This is a genomic window from Corynebacterium pilosum DSM 20521 = CIP 103422 (assembly GCF_000373805.1).
GTDB classification, from domain to species: domain Bacteria; phylum Actinomycetota; class Actinomycetes; order Mycobacteriales; family Mycobacteriaceae; genus Corynebacterium; species Corynebacterium pilosum.
Map to the genome: position 1 here is coordinate 56,204 of NZ_KB892472.1, position 14,639 is coordinate 70,842.

The 14,639-nt window shown below is 63.6% G+C and carries 14 protein-coding genes and 1 tRNA gene; 8 read left to right on the forward strand and 7 right to left on the reverse strand.

The window, feature by feature from the left end; all coding sequences use genetic code 11:
* Nucleotides 1-20: 20 nt before the first annotated feature.
* Both B097_RS0112000 and purD read right to left on the reverse strand, forming a co-directional pair.
* Nucleotides 21-1,136, reverse strand: a complete 1,116-nt coding sequence (locus B097_RS0112000; RefSeq protein ID WP_018582767.1) for a pyridoxal phosphate-dependent aminotransferase — start codon at nt 1,134-1,136, stop codon at nt 21-23.
* A 52-nt stretch (nt 1,137-1,188) separates the two neighbouring features.
* Complete coding sequence (gene purD / locus B097_RS0112005) at nt 1,189-2,424, reverse strand: phosphoribosylamine--glycine ligase (RefSeq protein ID WP_018582768.1); 1,236 nt, start codon at nt 2,422-2,424, stop codon at nt 1,189-1,191.
* A 41-nt stretch (nt 2,425-2,465) separates the two neighbouring features.
* Between purD and B097_RS0112010 the strand changes: the two genes are divergently transcribed.
* On the forward strand, nt 2,466-2,891 hold the full coding sequence (locus tag B097_RS0112010; RefSeq protein WP_018582769.1) for an HIT family protein: 426 nt from the start codon (nt 2,466-2,468) through the stop codon (nt 2,889-2,891).
* Here the strand turns inward: B097_RS0112010 and B097_RS0112015 are convergent.
* Nucleotides 2,888-4,309 (reverse strand): sensor histidine kinase, encoded by a 1,422-nt coding sequence (locus B097_RS0112015; RefSeq protein ID WP_172463353.1) that lies wholly within the window; start codon nt 4,307-4,309, stop codon nt 2,888-2,890. The two genes, B097_RS0112010 and B097_RS0112015, sit on opposite strands and share 4 nt — an antisense overlap.
* A 23-nt stretch (nt 4,310-4,332) precedes the next feature.
* On the reverse strand, nt 4,333-5,064 hold the full coding sequence (locus B097_RS0112020; protein ID WP_018582771.1) for a response regulator transcription factor: 732 nt from the start codon (nt 5,062-5,064) through the stop codon (nt 4,333-4,335).
* 106 nt (nt 5,065-5,170) lie between these two features.
* On the opposite strand from B097_RS0112020, the gene B097_RS0112025 reads away from it, so the two are divergent.
* Nucleotides 5,171-6,532 (forward strand): MFS transporter, encoded by a 1,362-nt coding sequence (locus B097_RS0112025; RefSeq protein WP_018582772.1) that lies wholly within the window; start codon nt 5,171-5,173, stop codon nt 6,530-6,532.
* 43 nt (nt 6,533-6,575) lie between these two features.
* Nucleotides 6,576-7,811: an MFS transporter gene (locus B097_RS0112030; RefSeq protein ID WP_018582773.1), complete on the forward strand. Its 1,236-nt coding sequence runs from the start codon at nt 6,576-6,578 to the stop codon at nt 7,809-7,811.
* Nucleotides 7,812-7,862: 51 nt separating this feature from the next.
* Here B097_RS0112030 and B097_RS0112035 read toward each other — a convergent pair.
* Nucleotides 7,863-7,935 (reverse strand) — tRNA-Thr (locus B097_RS0112035).
* Between the two features lie 13 nt (nt 7,936-7,948).
* Nucleotides 7,949-8,923: a diaminopimelate dehydrogenase gene (locus tag B097_RS0112040; RefSeq protein WP_115324623.1), complete on the reverse strand. Its 975-nt coding sequence runs from the start codon at nt 8,921-8,923 to the stop codon at nt 7,949-7,951.
* 102 nt (nt 8,924-9,025) lie between these two features.
* Here B097_RS0112040 and thrE point away from each other — a divergent pair, with 102 nt between their 5' ends.
* Genes thrE through otsB form a run of 5 tightly spaced genes read left to right on the forward strand, consistent with a single transcriptional unit; the run spans nt 9,026 to nt 13,526 of the window.
* The gene (gene thrE, locus B097_RS0112045) at nt 9,026-10,588 is read left to right on the forward strand and encodes a threonine/serine exporter ThrE (RefSeq protein WP_018582775.1); all 1,563 of its coding nucleotides are present in this window, start codon (nt 9,026-9,028) and stop codon (nt 10,586-10,588) included.
* A 43-nt stretch (nt 10,589-10,631) separates the two neighbouring features.
* On the forward strand, nt 10,632-10,997 hold the full coding sequence (locus tag B097_RS0112050) for a hypothetical protein (protein ID WP_018582776.1): 366 nt from the start codon (nt 10,632-10,634) through the stop codon (nt 10,995-10,997).
* Nucleotides 10,998-11,000: 3 nt separating this feature from the next.
* The gene (locus tag B097_RS0112055; RefSeq protein ID WP_018582777.1) at nt 11,001-12,317 is read left to right on the forward strand and encodes an alpha,alpha-trehalose-phosphate synthase (UDP-forming); all 1,317 of its coding nucleotides are present in this window, start codon (nt 11,001-11,003) and stop codon (nt 12,315-12,317) included.
* Complete coding sequence (locus B097_RS0112060; protein WP_018582778.1) at nt 12,307-12,792, forward strand: hypothetical protein; 486 nt, start codon at nt 12,307-12,309, stop codon at nt 12,790-12,792. The genes B097_RS0112055 and B097_RS0112060 overlap by 11 nt, the downstream gene beginning before the upstream one ends.
* Complete coding sequence (otsB, locus tag B097_RS0112065) at nt 12,789-13,526, forward strand: trehalose-phosphatase (protein ID WP_018582779.1); 738 nt, start codon at nt 12,789-12,791, stop codon at nt 13,524-13,526. The genes B097_RS0112060 and otsB overlap by 4 nt, the downstream gene beginning before the upstream one ends.
* On the opposite strand, the gene B097_RS0112070 is transcribed toward otsB, so the two are convergent.
* The gene (locus tag B097_RS0112070) at nt 13,486-14,583 is read right to left on the reverse strand and encodes a LacI family DNA-binding transcriptional regulator (RefSeq protein WP_018582780.1); all 1,098 of its coding nucleotides are present in this window, start codon (nt 14,581-14,583) and stop codon (nt 13,486-13,488) included. The genes otsB and B097_RS0112070 overlap by 41 nt on opposite strands.
* Nucleotides 14,584-14,639: the final 56 nt, after the last annotated feature.

The following is a 14,639-nucleotide window of genomic DNA, read 5'->3' on the forward strand; positions in this document are numbered from 1 at the left end:
ACTCTTTCTATAGAGACTTTTTAGTTGAGGTAATCGTCGAGACGCGCACACGCCTCACGCGCCAACTCAGGGGTGGAGCACAGGCTCAATCGTACCCACGTGTTGCCGCCTGTCGGGTCGAAATCAATTCCCGGGGCAAACGCCACGCCGATCTTATCGACGAGCTCATGGCACCAGGCTTCCGAATCCTGCGTGTACTTCGACACGTCCACCCACAGGTACAGCCCGCCGTCCGGATCCGCGAAAGTATCCAGCCCGATCTTCGGCAGCTCCTCCAGGAGCACTTCCCGCACGGAGCGGTAATCCTCCACGTAGCCGTCGAGCGTCTCGCGCGCCGCGTCGGTGAAAGCGCCGCGCGCCGCCACCTGGGACACCGCCGGCGCACACAGCGCAAGCGAGGCCTGCAGGTTCTCCACGGGCTCCAGCAGCGCATCCGGCAGGATCAGCCAGCCCACACGCCAGCCGGTCATGGAGTAATACTTCGACAGCGTGCCGACGACCACAGCATTCTTGCTGAACTGTCGCGCGGTGGCCTCGGGGCGGCCAAAGCTCATGCCGTGGTAGTCCTCGTCGGAAATCAGCCAGGCGCCGTTTGCGTCACACCACGCGGCGATGCGCTCCAGCTCAGCCGGGTCGATGATGGTGCCGGTGGGGTTGCCGGGACTGGTGACCATGACGGCCTTGATGTCCTCGCCGGATTTACGTAGCTCCTCCAGGTGGTCGGCGGTGGGCTGGAAGCGTGTCGACGCATCCGTTTCCATCGTCACGATATTGCCGCCCAGCGACTCCAAAATATTGCGATACGCCGGGTAACCCGGGTTCGGCAACGCCACCGTGTCGCCAGCGTCCAGGCAGGCCAGAAACGCGTTGACGAAACCGCCGGAAGAACCCGTCGTGATCACCACGCTGTGCGCCTCCGTGTCCACCCCGTAGGTCTTCGAGTGCCAGTCCGCGATAATCTGGCGCAGCTGCGCATCGCCAACAACCTCGGTGTAGCCCAGGGCGTCGTCGTTAAGCACCTGCGTGACCGCCTCGATCGCAGGCAGGGGCGCGCCGGTCGACGGCTGCCCCGCGCAGAGCATGATGGTGTCTTTGCCCTCACGCTTGCGACGCTGGACCAAGTCCAGCATCTGCATTACTCGAAACGGTTGAACGCGGCCACGATTGGAAACTTTCATGGCCTCTAGCTTAAACCGTGATCTCCCCGTCCAACGCACGCTGTCCGATATCGCGGCGGTAGAAGGATCCTTCCAGCTCAATCTGCTCGATCTGCGCGTACGCATCAGCGCGTGCGGCCCCAAGATCCGCACCCACGCCCACCACATTGAGAACACGGCCACCAGAGGAGATCAGGCGGCCTTCGTCGTCAAGCGCCGTGCCCGCGTGCAGCACATGCTCAGCGCCATGGATCTCCCCGCCGATCACGGGCGCCGCCGGATAATCCTGCGCCGCCAACACCACCGTGATCGCGGCCCCATCACGCCACTCAAGCTGCGGCAACTCCGCCAAGCGGCCCTCCGCGGTAGCCAGCAGCGCCTCCGCCAGATCCGACTCCAACAAGGCCAACACGGCCTGGGTCTCCGGGTCGCCGAAACGGGCGTTGAACTCCACCACCGACGGGCCCTGCTCGCCCCACGCGATGCCCGCGTACAGCAAACCGGAATAAGGGATGCCGCGGGAAACCATCTCGCGCGCCACGGGCGCCACCACCTCATCGACGATGCGCTGCACACCGCCCTCAGGCAGCCACGGCAGCGGGCAGTACGCGCCCATGCCGCCGGTGTTCGGGCCCTCGTCGTTATCGTAGGCGCGCTTGTGGTCCTGCGCCGGGATCAGCGGCACGACCGTTTCGCCATCGACCAGGCAAAACAGGCTCACCTCAGGGCCGTCCAGGAAGCTTTCCACCAGCACCGGGTTACCGCCGGCGATGACCTCGCGGGCATGCTCGGCCGCAGCGTCTCGCTCGCGCGTGACGACGACCCCCTTGCCCCCTGCCAGGCCGTCATCCTTGACCACATAGTTCGGGCCAAAATTATCCAGCACGGTATCGATCTCGCCCGCCTCCAGGATGCGTTCCGCGTAGGCGGTGGCCACGCCGGCAGCGGACATGACGTCCTTCGCAAATGCCTTGGACCCTTCCAGCTGGGCGGCAGCCTGGGTGGGGCCGAACGTCGAAAAGCCTGCCTCACGCAACGCGTCGCTCGCACCGGCCACCAGGGGGATCTCCGGGCCGATCACGACGAGGTCTGCCTCCACCTCGCGGGCGACGTGCACCACTTCGAGGGGGTTTTGGATATCGCAGTCAGCATTCGTGGCGATCTCCGCCGTACCAGCGTTGCCCGGGGCAACGAACAGTTCATGAGTCTGCATGGCCTGAGCAAGAGCATGTTCCCGGCCACCGGAACCGATAATAAGGATGCGCATGGCGCTCATAATAGCCCGACGAAGGCTAGACTTTAATCATTATGAGTAGTGTATTTACGAAGATCATCAACGGGGAACTGCCCGGCCGATTCATCTACCGCGACGACAAGGTGGCCGCATTCCTCACCATCGAACCCGTCGCCTATGGCCACACCCTCGTCGTTCCTGTCGAAGAAGTGGACAAGTGGACCGACATCGACCAGGCGACATGGGCCGACATGAACGACATCGCCCAGCAGATCGGCGACGGCGTGATCGAATGCTTCGGTTCCGAACGCGCCGGCTACATGATCGCCGGCTTCGAAGTACCCCACGCGCACATCCATATCTTCCCAGCCAACGACATGTCCGGCTATAACTTGTCGACGATCATGGCCGCCGATGAGACCGACCCCGCCAAGATGGATGACGCGGCCGCAAAGCTGCGCAATTTCCTCGGCACCGACCAGAACGGCTACCTGCCCTAGCCCTGGCTAGCGCGGGGCAGCGCCACCGTGAAGGTGGAGCCCACGCCCTCCTCCGAGGTGACGGAAATGGTGCCGCCGTGCTGCTCGACGAGCGACTTCACAATGGACAACCCCAAACCGGAACCACCGTTGCCGCCACCGCGGGTGCGCGAGGAATCGGCGCGGTAGAACCGCTCAAAGATGTGCGCACAGACTTCCTTGCTCATGCCGATTCCGTTATCGCACACGTCCACGAAGATGGTGTCCTCCTCGTCGCGCAGCACAATTTCTACCTCCGCATCCTTGCCGCCGTGCTTCAGCCCGTTGACGACGAGGTTGAGCAGGATCTGGTGCATGCGGTCTGGATCACCCAGCACGACGGGGATGTCGGTCGTGGCGTTGTCCACATTGATGCTGCGCTCCGGAAACGCCGCCCGTGCCGAGCCCATCACCGACAGCGACAGCTCAAGCAGGTCCATCGGTTGCTTGTTCAGCCGACTGCCCTCCGCGCGGGTCAAGGCCAGCAAGTCTTCAACCAGCAGCTTCATGCGCTTGGACTCGTCGTCAATCTTGCCCAGCACGAAATCCACGTCATCGGTGGCGCCCTGTCGGTAGAGCTCGGTAAAACCGGTCAGACTTGTTAACGGGGTGCGCAGCTCATGCGAGGCATCGCCGACGAACCGGCGCATCTGGGCCTCTTTCTGCTGCGCGTCCTCCACCGATTCCTGCAGCTGGCCCAGCATGACGTTGAGCGAGTATGACAGCTGGCCCACCTCCGTGTTTCGGGGCCACTCGGGCACACGCAGATCCAGGTCTCCATCGGCGATCTTCTGGGCTGTTGCCTCCACTTCGCGCAGCGGGCGCATCGCGCGTTGTACGAAGTAACGTGAGACAACAGCGATCAGCACCAGGGTCAGCCCAGAGATCACGGCCTGGATGATGTTCAGGTTGCGCAGCAGGTTCTTTTCTTGGTCGAGGGACTTCGCCACGACAATGAGGCTGCCGTTCTCGCTCAAGGTTGCCATCGCGCGCCAACTGCGCTCTTCCAGCGACCCCGCCACCGACGGCAGTGTGGTGGGTTCGTGCAAGGCTTCAAGCTTGGTGATGTCCGGCGGGCTACCCTGCCCATTGACTACGCGCTGTGGACCACCAAGGGGCACGATGACCTGCGCATAGTCGGATGGCAGCCGTTGCGTCGACATACCCGGTGGCAACTGAAGGGACTTCGCCCACCCGTCGATCCCGGTGTATAAGTCTTCGTCGATACGCTGGTACAACACGCTGCTCATCACCGTGGATACCGCCCACGAACTGCCGAAGAGGCCGACCCCGGAAATCATCATCATGAGCAGCACCAGCCAAGTCCGCAACGGGATGGCGCGCGTTTTCGGCTTCGGCGACTTTCGTCGGCGCTTCTTCTCGCTGTTGCTCCGGGTCATGCCTTGCACCATAGAGAAATGTCCTACTGGCGTGGGGTACGCAACACGTAGCCGACACCGCGCACGGTATGAATCAGCGGCACATCGCCCGTATCAACCTTGCGGCGCAGGTAGGAGATGTAGGACTCCACCACGTTGCCGTCGCCACCAAAATCGTAGTGCCACACATTGTCCAGGATCTTCGCCTTCGACAACACCACCTCAGCGTTCAGCATGAGGTAGCGCAGCAGGTTGAACTCCGTCGGCGACAGGTCGATGATTTCGCCGGCCTTAGTTACCTCGTGGGTCTCGTCGTTAAGCGTCAAATCCGCGTAGCGAATCGTCGCATCCTCGCGCTCGCCCTCGGTGACGTTGCCGCGACGCAAGATGACGCGCAGGCGCGTGATCACCTCTTCGAGGCTAAACGGCTTCGTCACATAATCGTCGGCGCCAATGGTGAGGCCGTGAATCCGGTCCTCCACAGCGTCCTTCGCGGTGAGGAAGAGCACCGGGCCGTCAAGCCCTTCGGCGCGCAGCTTCGTCAGCAGCTCAAAACCATCCATGCCCGGCATCATGACGTCCAGGATGTACGCGTCCGGCCTGTACTCGCGCGCGATCCGCAACGCCTCGTGGCCCGAAGCGGCCGACTCTACCTCAAAGCCCTGGAATTTCAGGGAGACCGTGAGCAATTCGACGATATTTGGCTCGTCGTCGACAACGAGCACCTTCACGCCTTGTGTATTTTGCGTGTTCTGGGTTTCAGTCATGTTCTTCATGCCACCTTCATATTCGTATCATGTACAGTAAACGCCCCCAACCTGAGCGTTTGCTGCACGCTTACTGTACGTCTGGTCCGAGCCCAACGGCGCTATACTGCCTTAAATGCGTTGGGTCTTTCTCTTGGTCATCTCACTTGGCCTGCTCATGATCGGCTTGGACAATTCCATCCTGTACACCGCCTTGCCGCGGCTTTCCGACGAACTGTCCGCCACCCCCGAGCAATCGCTGTGGATCATCAACGCCTACCCCTTGGTCATGTCCGGCCTGCTGCTGGGCACCGGCACGCTTGGCGACCGGATCGGCCACACCAAAATGTTCTCGATCGGCCTGTCCATCTTCGGCCTCGCCTCGCTTCTGGCCGCCTACTCCCCCACCGCCGGTGTGCTTATCGCCGCCCGCGCACTCCTCGGCGTCGGCGCTGCCACCATGATGCCGTCCACCCTGGCGCTGATCCGCCAAACATTTCGCGACGAACGCGAACGCAACACAGCCATCGGCATTTGGGGTGCGGTCGCGATTGTGGGCGCAGCCGCCGGCCCGCTCCTGGGCGGTTTCCTTTTGGAGCACTTCTTCTGGGGCTCCATCTTCCTGGTCAACGTCCCCATCGTGGTGATCGCGCTGGCAGTCATGCTGGTGACCGCGCCACCCAATATCCCCTATCCGGCGGCCCGCTGGGACGGGTGGTCGTCGTTACTTGCCCTGGCCACATTCAGCCTGCTCACCCTCGCGCTGAAAGGCCACCTGCTGGCGCTGCCCGGCGCGATCCTTGCCGGGTGGTTGTTCGTGCGCCGCCAACGTGGCCTGGAGCAGCCGCTGCTCACCTTCGATATTTTCCGCTCCCCCATGTTTAGCGGCGGGGTGATCGCCGCGTGGGCGTCGTACTTTGTTGTCTCCTCGGTGGAGTTGTTAACCACGCAGCGTTTTCAGCTGGTGGCCGGGTTTTCGCCGCTGGAGGCGGGCCTGGTGATCGTGGCGGTGGTCCTCGCCAGCCTGCCCGCTTCGATCCTGGGCGGGATGTTCCTGCACAAGGTGGGCTTTTCGCCGCTGATTTCCGGCGGGTTTGTCGTGGCCGCGATCGGTCTTGCGGTGGCCGTGGTGAGCCTGGACAACCTGGCGCTCTTCGTGACCGCGTTGGGCCTGACCGGCGCCGGGCTTGGCGCTGTGATGTCGGTGGCGTCCACGGCGATCATCGGGTCGGTCGCCCCGCGGCGCGCGGGCATGGCCGCCAGCGTGGAGGAGGTGTCCTACGAGTTCGGCGCGCTGGTGGCGGTCGCTGCGATGGGCACTGGCTTAACGACGATCAAAGCCCGCCTCACCGCGGGAGGTGCGCCCGAAGCCCAGGCCTTCGATACCGCGTACCTGACATTATTGGCGATCTCGGGCGCCATTACTGTGCTGGCTGCGGTGGCAACGTGGTGGTGCTTCCGGGGTAACCCGAAGACCACGCCGATGAACCAGCAGTGACATTGTTGAGACAACAAGCGGCTGCGCCCTTAGGATCAGGGGCATGAGACAGCCCGCCAGCTCTTCCGCCTCCTTCACCGCCGTGCCCGGAAAACGCACCGACCGCCTGTCGGTTGCCGCCTGGGCATCGTGGGATGCCGGAACCGCTGCCTTCCACGCAGTCTTAGTCACGTTCATCTTCTCCGTGTACTTAGTTGACGATGTGGGCGCCACCGTGGACTCGGGCCTGAAGCCCTCGCAGTGGTACTCCCTGTCCATGGCGGCACTATTTTTCATCAAAAACACCGCGCCGGAATATTTCTTCGCCGGCCTTGTCCTGCTCGCCGCTGCCTCGGTGACCATCCAATTCGCCGAAGTCTCCTACTTCGCCATGCTCAACCAGGTCTCCACCGAGGAAACCGTGGGGCGTGTCTCCGGCGCCGGATGGGCCGCAGGATACGTCGGGGGCATCGTCGTACTGCTCTTGTCCTTCATCTTTTTCGTCTCCGGTGAGGGAGACACCCGCGGCCTGCTCAACATACCTACCGACGAAGGCCTGAACATCCGCGCCGTCGCCGCCTTCGCGGCCGCCTGGATGCTCGTGTTGGCGCTGCCCCTCTTTCTGCGCGTGCCCGAAATCCCCCGCACCACTCCCGATCTTCGCGAATCCTTCATCGCCTCCTACCGGCGCCTCTTCCGCGACCTGAAAACGCTGTGGCACACCAGCAAAAACGGCGTGTTCTTCCTCGTCGCCTCCGCAATTTTCCGCGACGGGCTATCCGGCGTGTTCGCCTTCGGCGCGATCCTGGCGGTCACCGTCTATGGCCTCTCCGCCTCCGAGGTGCTGCTCTTCGGGGTGGCCGCCAACGTGGTCGCGGCGGTCGGTGCCTTCGTCGGCGGTTACCTCGACGACCTCATCGGCCCCAAAGCCGTGATCCTCTCGTCGTTAGTCATCATGATCATCACCGGGTTTGCGCTGCTTTTTGCCGACGGCCCCCTCGCCTTCTGGATCCTCGGCCTCATCCTGTGTTTGTTCGTTGGACCGGCGCAATCGTCGTCACGCTCCTTCGTCGCCCGCGTCGCCCCGCCCGGCCACGAAGGCCAAATGTTCGGCCTCTACACCACCACCGGGCGCGCCGTCAGTTGGCTGACCCCGCTGCTGTTCGCCACGTTCGTCGGCATCATCGGCACAGACGACCGCGCCGGCATCATCGGGATCGTCATGGTCCTACTGATCGGGGCGACCCTGATCATCCCCGTCCGCGACCCGCAGCGCGACCCGAACCCCGATCTCGCTTAACGACGACACCCCCGCCACCTGCACAAACAGGAAGCGGGGGTGTTCTTTCCGAGCTGGAGACGAGACTTGAACTCGCAACCTACGCATTACAAGTGCGTTGCGCTGCCAATTGCGCCACTCCAGCACTCGAAGAGATATTACACGTCGCGTGCGATGAGGTCATCTAAAGGGGTAGCCGAAATCAAATATGGGGGCACCTCCAACACCGAATATGCACCATAAGCCTCATTTTGGGCGATGCGCACAGCGGCGCGTGCGTACGCAATCGCCACCGCACCGGTGAAGTCTGGGTTGCGCTGCAACTCCAAGGTGTACTCGATCAGGTGCTGGTGCCCACCCGTATCACCCGTCGTGATCACATGCCCGCCGTGCGGCATGCCGGTGTGCTCGGCATCGAAAGTGGCATCGTCGACAAAGTGCACCTCGGTGTCGTAGCCGACAAAGTAGTCGGGCATGGTGCGGATGGCCTCGTCGATACGCGCCTCCAGCTCAGAATCCCCCGGCGTTTCCGGCACGACGTAGCAGACGCGCTTGTGCGCACTCTTACCGTCGAGGCCCTCCGTCTCACCGCGGCGGGCGCGCTCCAGAGCGTCCTCAGCGGGGATCGTGTACTGCACAGCCTTCTTCACACCCTCCACGCGACGCACCGCATCCGAATGCCCCTGCGACAGGCCCGGGCCCCAGAACGTGTTCTGCTTCGCGTTCGGCAGCAGCGCCTCCGCCATGGTGCGGTTCAGCGAAAACATGCCCGGATCCCAGCCGGTCGAGACGATCGACACGGTGTTGTTGTCCTCCGCGACCTCGTTCATCGTCGCCCGGTGGCGCGGCACGTCGCGGTGGTTGTCGTAGGTATCCACCGTGCACACGTGCTTGGCGAACTCCGGCGCCTGCTCCGGAATGTCCGTCGCTGAGCCCAAGCACAAGATGGCCACGTCGACCTCGTCTTTGTACTGCGCGAAGTCCGCCACGGGCAGCACGCGCGCGTCGGTGTCGAGTGCTTCACGACGAGAAAATACCGCAGCCAGTTCCATATCGGGTTGCATCGCAATCAGCTTTTCGACGCTCTTTCCAAGGTTTCCGTAGCCGACAATGCCTACGCGGATAGCCATAATGGGGTGTTCTCCTCTGTTCTAGTCGTGAACGTTTTTTGAATGGTGTTTTTAAGCGTACCCGTCGTGAGGTCTGGCGCGCGAACGTGCGCTAGTGTGCACTGTGTGCCCAACGTGCCCCATGCTTTGAAGAAACTCTGGGACAAGATCCGTGGCAGCCAAGTGGCCACGATTGACGAAGCGACCACGTCTCCGCCGCCGTCTCCTCTCGCCCCTGTTGACCTGACTGATCCGGCTCAGGTGACCGCCGTGATGAATATTGCGGCGCGGATCGGGGATATTTTGCTGTCTTCGGGGACGTCGAATGCGGATACGCGCGCGCAGATCCACACGGTGGCCTCGTCTTATGGTCTGCATTATCTGCACATTGACATCACGTTTAGTTCGATCAGGTTGCATACGACGATCGGCACGACCGTGAAAACACCCATCAATGTGATGCGCGTGGTCGACGGCATGGATCCGAACTTTTCGAAGCTGACGCAGGTGGACAATCTGATCCGCTCCATCCGTGCCGGCGGGACGCGGCCGGAGATCGCGGAGAAGATTCTCGACGAGATTTACTTGGCGCCGCCGCCCTACGGCCCGAAGCTGGCACTTGTGGGGTGGGCGGTGTTTGGCGGGGCGGTCGCGATCTTGTTCGGCGGCGGGTTCGGCATGGCTGCCCTTGGCGGGCTGACTAGTTTGGCGATCATGTCGATCAACGGCTGGCTGGGGAAACATTCCATGCCGTACTTTTTCCAGTGTGTTGCCGGCGGGCTGCTGGCAACACTTCCTGCGGCGGTGGCTTATGAGATCGCGGCGTCGGCCGGCATCACCTTCCGCCCGAGTTTGGTGATCGCCTCCGGCATCGTCGTGCTACTCGCGGGCCTGTCTCTGGTGCAGTCCCTCCAGGACGGGATTACGGGCGCCCCGGTGACGGCCAGCGCCAGGTTTTTCGAAACCATGCTGAATACCGGGGGCATCGTCGCCGGCGTAGCCACGGGTATCCAGCTCAGCGCGATGTTCGGCAGCGGCCTACCGCCGATGGAATCGATGGGCGCCACCGCCACCTTCGGCTCCGCCGGCGCGATCATCATCGCCGGCACGGTCACCTCGGCCGCCTTTGCCGTCGCCTCCTACGGCGACTGGTCGGCGGTGTGGGTCGCTGGCGCTTCCTCCCTGTTTGGTTCCATCGCCTACTACCTCGTGCTGCTGCCCGCGCAGACCAGCCCGGTGCTTGCGGCCGCGATCTGTGCGGTCATGGTGGGCCTGGCCGGTGGTTTGCTGGCCCGCCGCTTCGGCGTGCCCCCGCTGATCACCCAGATCGCCGGTGTGACCCCGTTTCTGCCCGGCCTGACCACCTACCGGGCGATGTACGGCATCCTCAACGACCAACTGCTGATCGGTTTCGCCAACCTCGGCACCGCAGTCGGCACCGCCCTAGCCTTGGCCGCCGGGGTGACCTTCGGCGAATGGGTCGCCCGCCGCATTCGCCGCCCGCAGGTGATCACCCCCTACCGTGCCTTCCGCGCGGCCGGCCGCATGACATTCCAGCAGATTCGGCGCGCCGAACGCATCGCACGCTCCCAGAAACTCGTCCGCCCGGCGGTGCGGTTGCCTCGTCGTCACGCGCAAGGAAACGCGCCCGGCACCCCCGACCACCGCAAGTCGCGCGGGCAGGGATAGCGTAGAATAGGTCCATCTAGCTTTTCTTTCGTTATCCAGGAGGATGTTCGTGCCGCCAAAGATCACCGATTCTCGCCCCTCTCCCGAGGAAATCCACGAGCTCGAGCAGGAAACTGCGCTCGGGGCCCGGCGTATCGTGGCAACCTACGCCGAAGATCTTTTCGACGGCGTCACCCTGATGAGCATGCTGGGCGTCGAACCGCAGGGCTTGGTGTACCAGAAGTTCGCGGAAGAACTCGCACCTGAAGACGCCGCCGAGACCGCAAGCGCGAAGAAGGCCACCAAGAAGGCGACGAAGAAAAAGGCCACCAAGAAAAAGAAGGCAACAAAGAAGAAGGCCACCGAGAAAAAGGCGACCAAAAAGAAGGCCACTAAGAAGAAGACTACGAAGAAGGCGACCAAGCAGTAGACCATGGTCGGCGACAACACCTTCGTGGTGGTGGCCAACCGGCTGCCGGTGGATCGGGTGCAGGGCCAGTGGGTGCCCTCGCCCGGCGGGCTCGTCGCGGCCCTCGAGCCTGTCTTGCAGGCCCAGCAGGGGTGTTGGGTGGGCTGGCCGGGTGAGCCGGACGCGGTGATGGAGCCCTTCGAGCACGCCGGGGTACGCCTGCATCCGGTGCGCTTATCGACGAGCGACTACGCCGAATTCTATGAAGGTTTCTCCAACGCCACGCTGTGGCCACTTTTTCACGATCTCATCGTGCACCCTGTGTTTGAGCTGTCGTGGTGGCAGCGCTACCAGCAGGTCAATGAGAAGTTTGCTGTGGAGGCGGCGCGGGTGGCTGCACCGGGGGCGACGGTGTGGGTGCAGGATTATCAGCTGATGCTGGTGCCGGGCCTGCTGCGCCGGCTGCGCCCCGATGTGACGATCGGGTTTTTCCTGCACATTCCTTTTCCGGCGCCCGATTTGTTCCGCCAGTTGCCGTGGCGCGAGGAGCTGCTGGCGGGCCTTGCGGGCGCGGATCTGGTGGGGTTTCAGCGCGATCGTGATGAGGCGAACTTCAAGGCGCTCGGGGGCTCGTCGATAAGCACTGGCACGTTCCCGATTTCGATCGATCCTTCCCACTTTGGTCCGGTGAGCGGGGATCGCGTATGGACGATTCGTCGGGCGCTGGGCGATCCGCACACGATGATGCTGGGCGTGGATCGCCTCGATTACACGAAGGGGATTCTGCAGCGGCTGCTGGCGGTGGAGGAACTGCTGGAATCCGGTGAGCTGGAGGATGTGAGTGTGGTGCAGATCGCCACGCCGTCGCGGGAGCGGATCGACCATTACCGGCAGACGCGCGCCGCGGTTGAGCAGGCGGTGGGGCGCATCAATGGCCGGTTCGGGAAGATCGGCACGCCGGTGGTGCACTACTACCATCGACCCGTGGCGAAGGCGCAGCTGCGTGAATACTATGCGGCCGCGGATGTGATGCTGGTGACCCCGTTTAAAGACGGCATGAACTTGGTGGCCAAAGAGTATGTGGCCTGCCACCCCGATGGGGATGGTGCGCTGGTCTTATCCGAGTTTGCCGGGGCGGCCAGTGAGCTGTCGGCGGCGCACCTGTGCAACCCTTTCGATGGTGAGTCGATTAAAGACGCGATCCGTTCGGCGGTGGCCGGTCGGGGTACGGCGGCGGGGCGCGATGCGATGCGCGAGATGAACGCGCAGGTCAACGAGCACACAGTGGCAGTATGGGCGGAGTCCTTCCTGCACCAGTTGGAGGCGGGCGATGGCGCGTAACTGGATCAGGGTGGGGCTCGGCGTGCTGCTCAGCGCGAGTATGGCCGCCGGCCTGGGTGGCTGCGCGATCAGCGACCGCATGAATGGCCAGATCTACCAGGTGGTCAGCGTGTACCTAGAGCCGGAGTCGCCGGATGAGCTGCCAGCCAGCGCCGCGGGTGCCGCGCGCCTGGTTATGGGTGAGTCCACGATGACCGGGTCGACGGGGTGTGCCCCGCTGCAGGCCGCTGTGGTGTTCAGTGCGCAAGGCCAGCCGGCGGCGCGCGACGTCGCGGAGACGATGCGGATTTCCAATATCGAATTTCGCGACCCGGAAGATTGCGACGGCGGGCCCCGCTTCGTCCACGACTCCCTAGCGCAGATCCTGACTGCGGACACCGATTACAGCATCGATCAGCTCAGCGACACGGAGCTGATCCTGACGAAGCAGACCGGCGAGATCAACCAGCCGTCCCTGCGACTGATGGCCCAATGATCACCGACCTAGCCCGCGCTGCGTCCCTGCTGGTGGTGACCGACTTCGACGGCACCCTCGCCCCGCTGGACCCTGACCCACAGGCTGTCATCGCCCACCCAGACGCGCTTACCGCGCTGCGCACCTTGGCCGCCCTGCCGGGCACCGAGGTCGTCGTTTTATCTGGCCGGCACTTGGACGGGCTGCGCGCGGTGTGCCCCCTGCGGGACCCGGTCGTGCTCGTCGGCTCCCACGGTGCCGAACCTTCCGACGGGGCGGTCGTGCTTGACGACGAATCCCTAGCCTACCTCAACCATATCGAAGCGGAACTGGAGGCCATCGCGGCCGCCGTGCCCCTGGCCTATGTTGAGGTCAAGCCCTATCAGCGGGTGCTGCACGTGGCGGCGTTGGCGCAGCAGGACCCGGCGCGTGCCGACGAGCTGCTCGCCCGCGCCCACAAGCTGGATACGGGTGGACGGCCGGTGACCCCGGGCAGCAATATTGTGGAATTTTCGGCGGTGGATGTCACGAAAGGTGACTGGGTGGCCCGGCGCAAAGTCGGGGTCGACGCCACCGTTTTTGTGGGCGACGATGTCACCGACGAATCCGTCTTCCCAGTTCTCGGGAGCCGGGACCTTGGGGTGAAAGTCGGCGGCGGGCCCACCGGGGCGGATCATACGGTGGCCGATGTGGAGGCGGTGGCCGCGCTTTTTGTCAGTCTTGCCGCGGCGCGCCAACAGTTCTTCCGGGACTAAAGGTGGTCGGGATGACCACGTGCGGCACTGGACCTTGACTGGTGCGGTCGGCCACGCGATCGTCGATAAGCGACTCTAAGATCTTGCCCACCGTCGAACCCTTCTTCCGGTTCGGTTGGTTCACCGTGGTCAGTCCGCGGATATGGGCGAGGTCGACGCCGTCGAAACCCGTAACGCTGAGGTCCTCCGGCACCCGCAGGCCGCGGGCCGTGCAATAGTCGAGCACGCCGAACGCCATCGAATCCGTCGTGCACAACACCGCAGTGAGATCGGGGTGGGCCTCCAGCAACTCGCGGGCAGCCTCGACTGCCGCATCGTGATCGTTGAAGTGGCGCACCACCACCGGCACCTCCTCCACCCCGGCGGCCGCGAACGTGTCTAAAGCCCCGCGCACGCGCTCGCGCTGCACGTGCAACTCGGCCTGGTCCAACTGGCCGCGATCTAGGTGGCCATTGAATTCGGCGCGGTGCATCCGCTTCGTCAACACCCCGATCCGACGATGGCCCGCGTCCAACAAGGATTGGGCGGCAGGCTGGATCGCCGCATAATCGTCGATGCCCACAAACGGCAGGTCGTCGACATCATAAGGCTGGTCGACGACCACGATGGGCAGTCCGCGGCCCCGCGCCGCCTCCAGGTGCGGATCCCCCGCCGCCACCGAATAGACCACAAACCCATCCACCACGGCGTTTGTGATCAGTTGGGTGGAATCGTCGGCAAGCGGGCCGACGGGCACCAGCGTCATCGTATTGCGCACACCATAGCCCGAGGCGGCCAGGCCCGCGAGGAAATCGATCGACGCCAAATCCTCGAACGCGAACGACAGCTGCTCCGTCAGCAACACCCCGAAGGAACCCACCCGGCGCGTCCGCAAGGAGCGCGCCATCGGATCGGGTCCGGAATAGCCACGCGCCTTCGCCGCTGCCAAAATACGCTCCCGCAACTCCGGGGAGAGCTGGTCCGGGTGGTTATATGCATTCGACACGGTGGTGCGTGACACGCCAAGATCGGCAGCAATCGACGCGAGCGTACCGCGCTTAACAGGCCGTGGTGACATGGCTTTAATCTAGCACCCGCCACAATCCCCGGCGAAAGGGTCAGCTACCTGCGTTT

Bases quoted from the DNA above. Each gene is read 5' to 3' on its own strand.
- B097_RS0112000 (WP_018582767.1), bottom strand. From the start codon at position 1,136: ATGCAGATGCTGGACTTGGTCCAGCGTCGCAAGCGTGAGGGCAAAGAC.
- B097_RS0112030 (WP_018582773.1), top strand. From the start codon at position 6,576: ATGAGACAGCCCGCCAGCTCTTCCGCCTCCTTCACCGCCGTGCCCGGA.
- B097_RS0112070 (WP_018582780.1), bottom strand. From the start codon at position 14,583: ATGTCACCACGGCCTGTTAAGCGCGGTACGCTCGCGTCGATTGCTGCC.
- B097_RS0112025 (WP_018582772.1), top strand. From the start codon at position 5,171: ATGCGTTGGGTCTTTCTCTTGGTCATCTCACTTGGCCTGCTCATGATC.
- B097_RS0112055 (WP_018582777.1), top strand. From the start codon at position 11,001: ATGGTCGGCGACAACACCTTCGTGGTGGTGGCCAACCGGCTGCCGGTG.
- B097_RS0112050 (WP_018582776.1), top strand. From the start codon at position 10,632: ATGTTCGTGCCGCCAAAGATCACCGATTCTCGCCCCTCTCCCGAGGAA.
- B097_RS0112010 (WP_018582769.1), top strand. From the start codon at position 2,466: ATGAGTAGTGTATTTACGAAGATCATCAACGGGGAACTGCCCGGCCGA.
- B097_RS0112020 (WP_018582771.1), bottom strand. From the start codon at position 5,064: ATGAAGAACATGACTGAAACCCAGAACACGCAAAATACACAAGGCGTG.
- B097_RS0112060 (WP_018582778.1), top strand. From the start codon at position 12,307: ATGGCGCGTAACTGGATCAGGGTGGGGCTCGGCGTGCTGCTCAGCGCG.
- purD (WP_018582768.1), bottom strand. From the start codon at position 2,424: ATGCGCATCCTTATTATCGGTTCCGGTGGCCGGGAACATGCTCTTGCT.
- otsB (WP_018582779.1), top strand. From the start codon at position 12,789: ATGATCACCGACCTAGCCCGCGCTGCGTCCCTGCTGGTGGTGACCGAC.
- B097_RS0112015 (WP_172463353.1), bottom strand. From the start codon at position 4,309: ATGACCCGGAGCAACAGCGAGAAGAAGCGCCGACGAAAGTCGCCGAAG.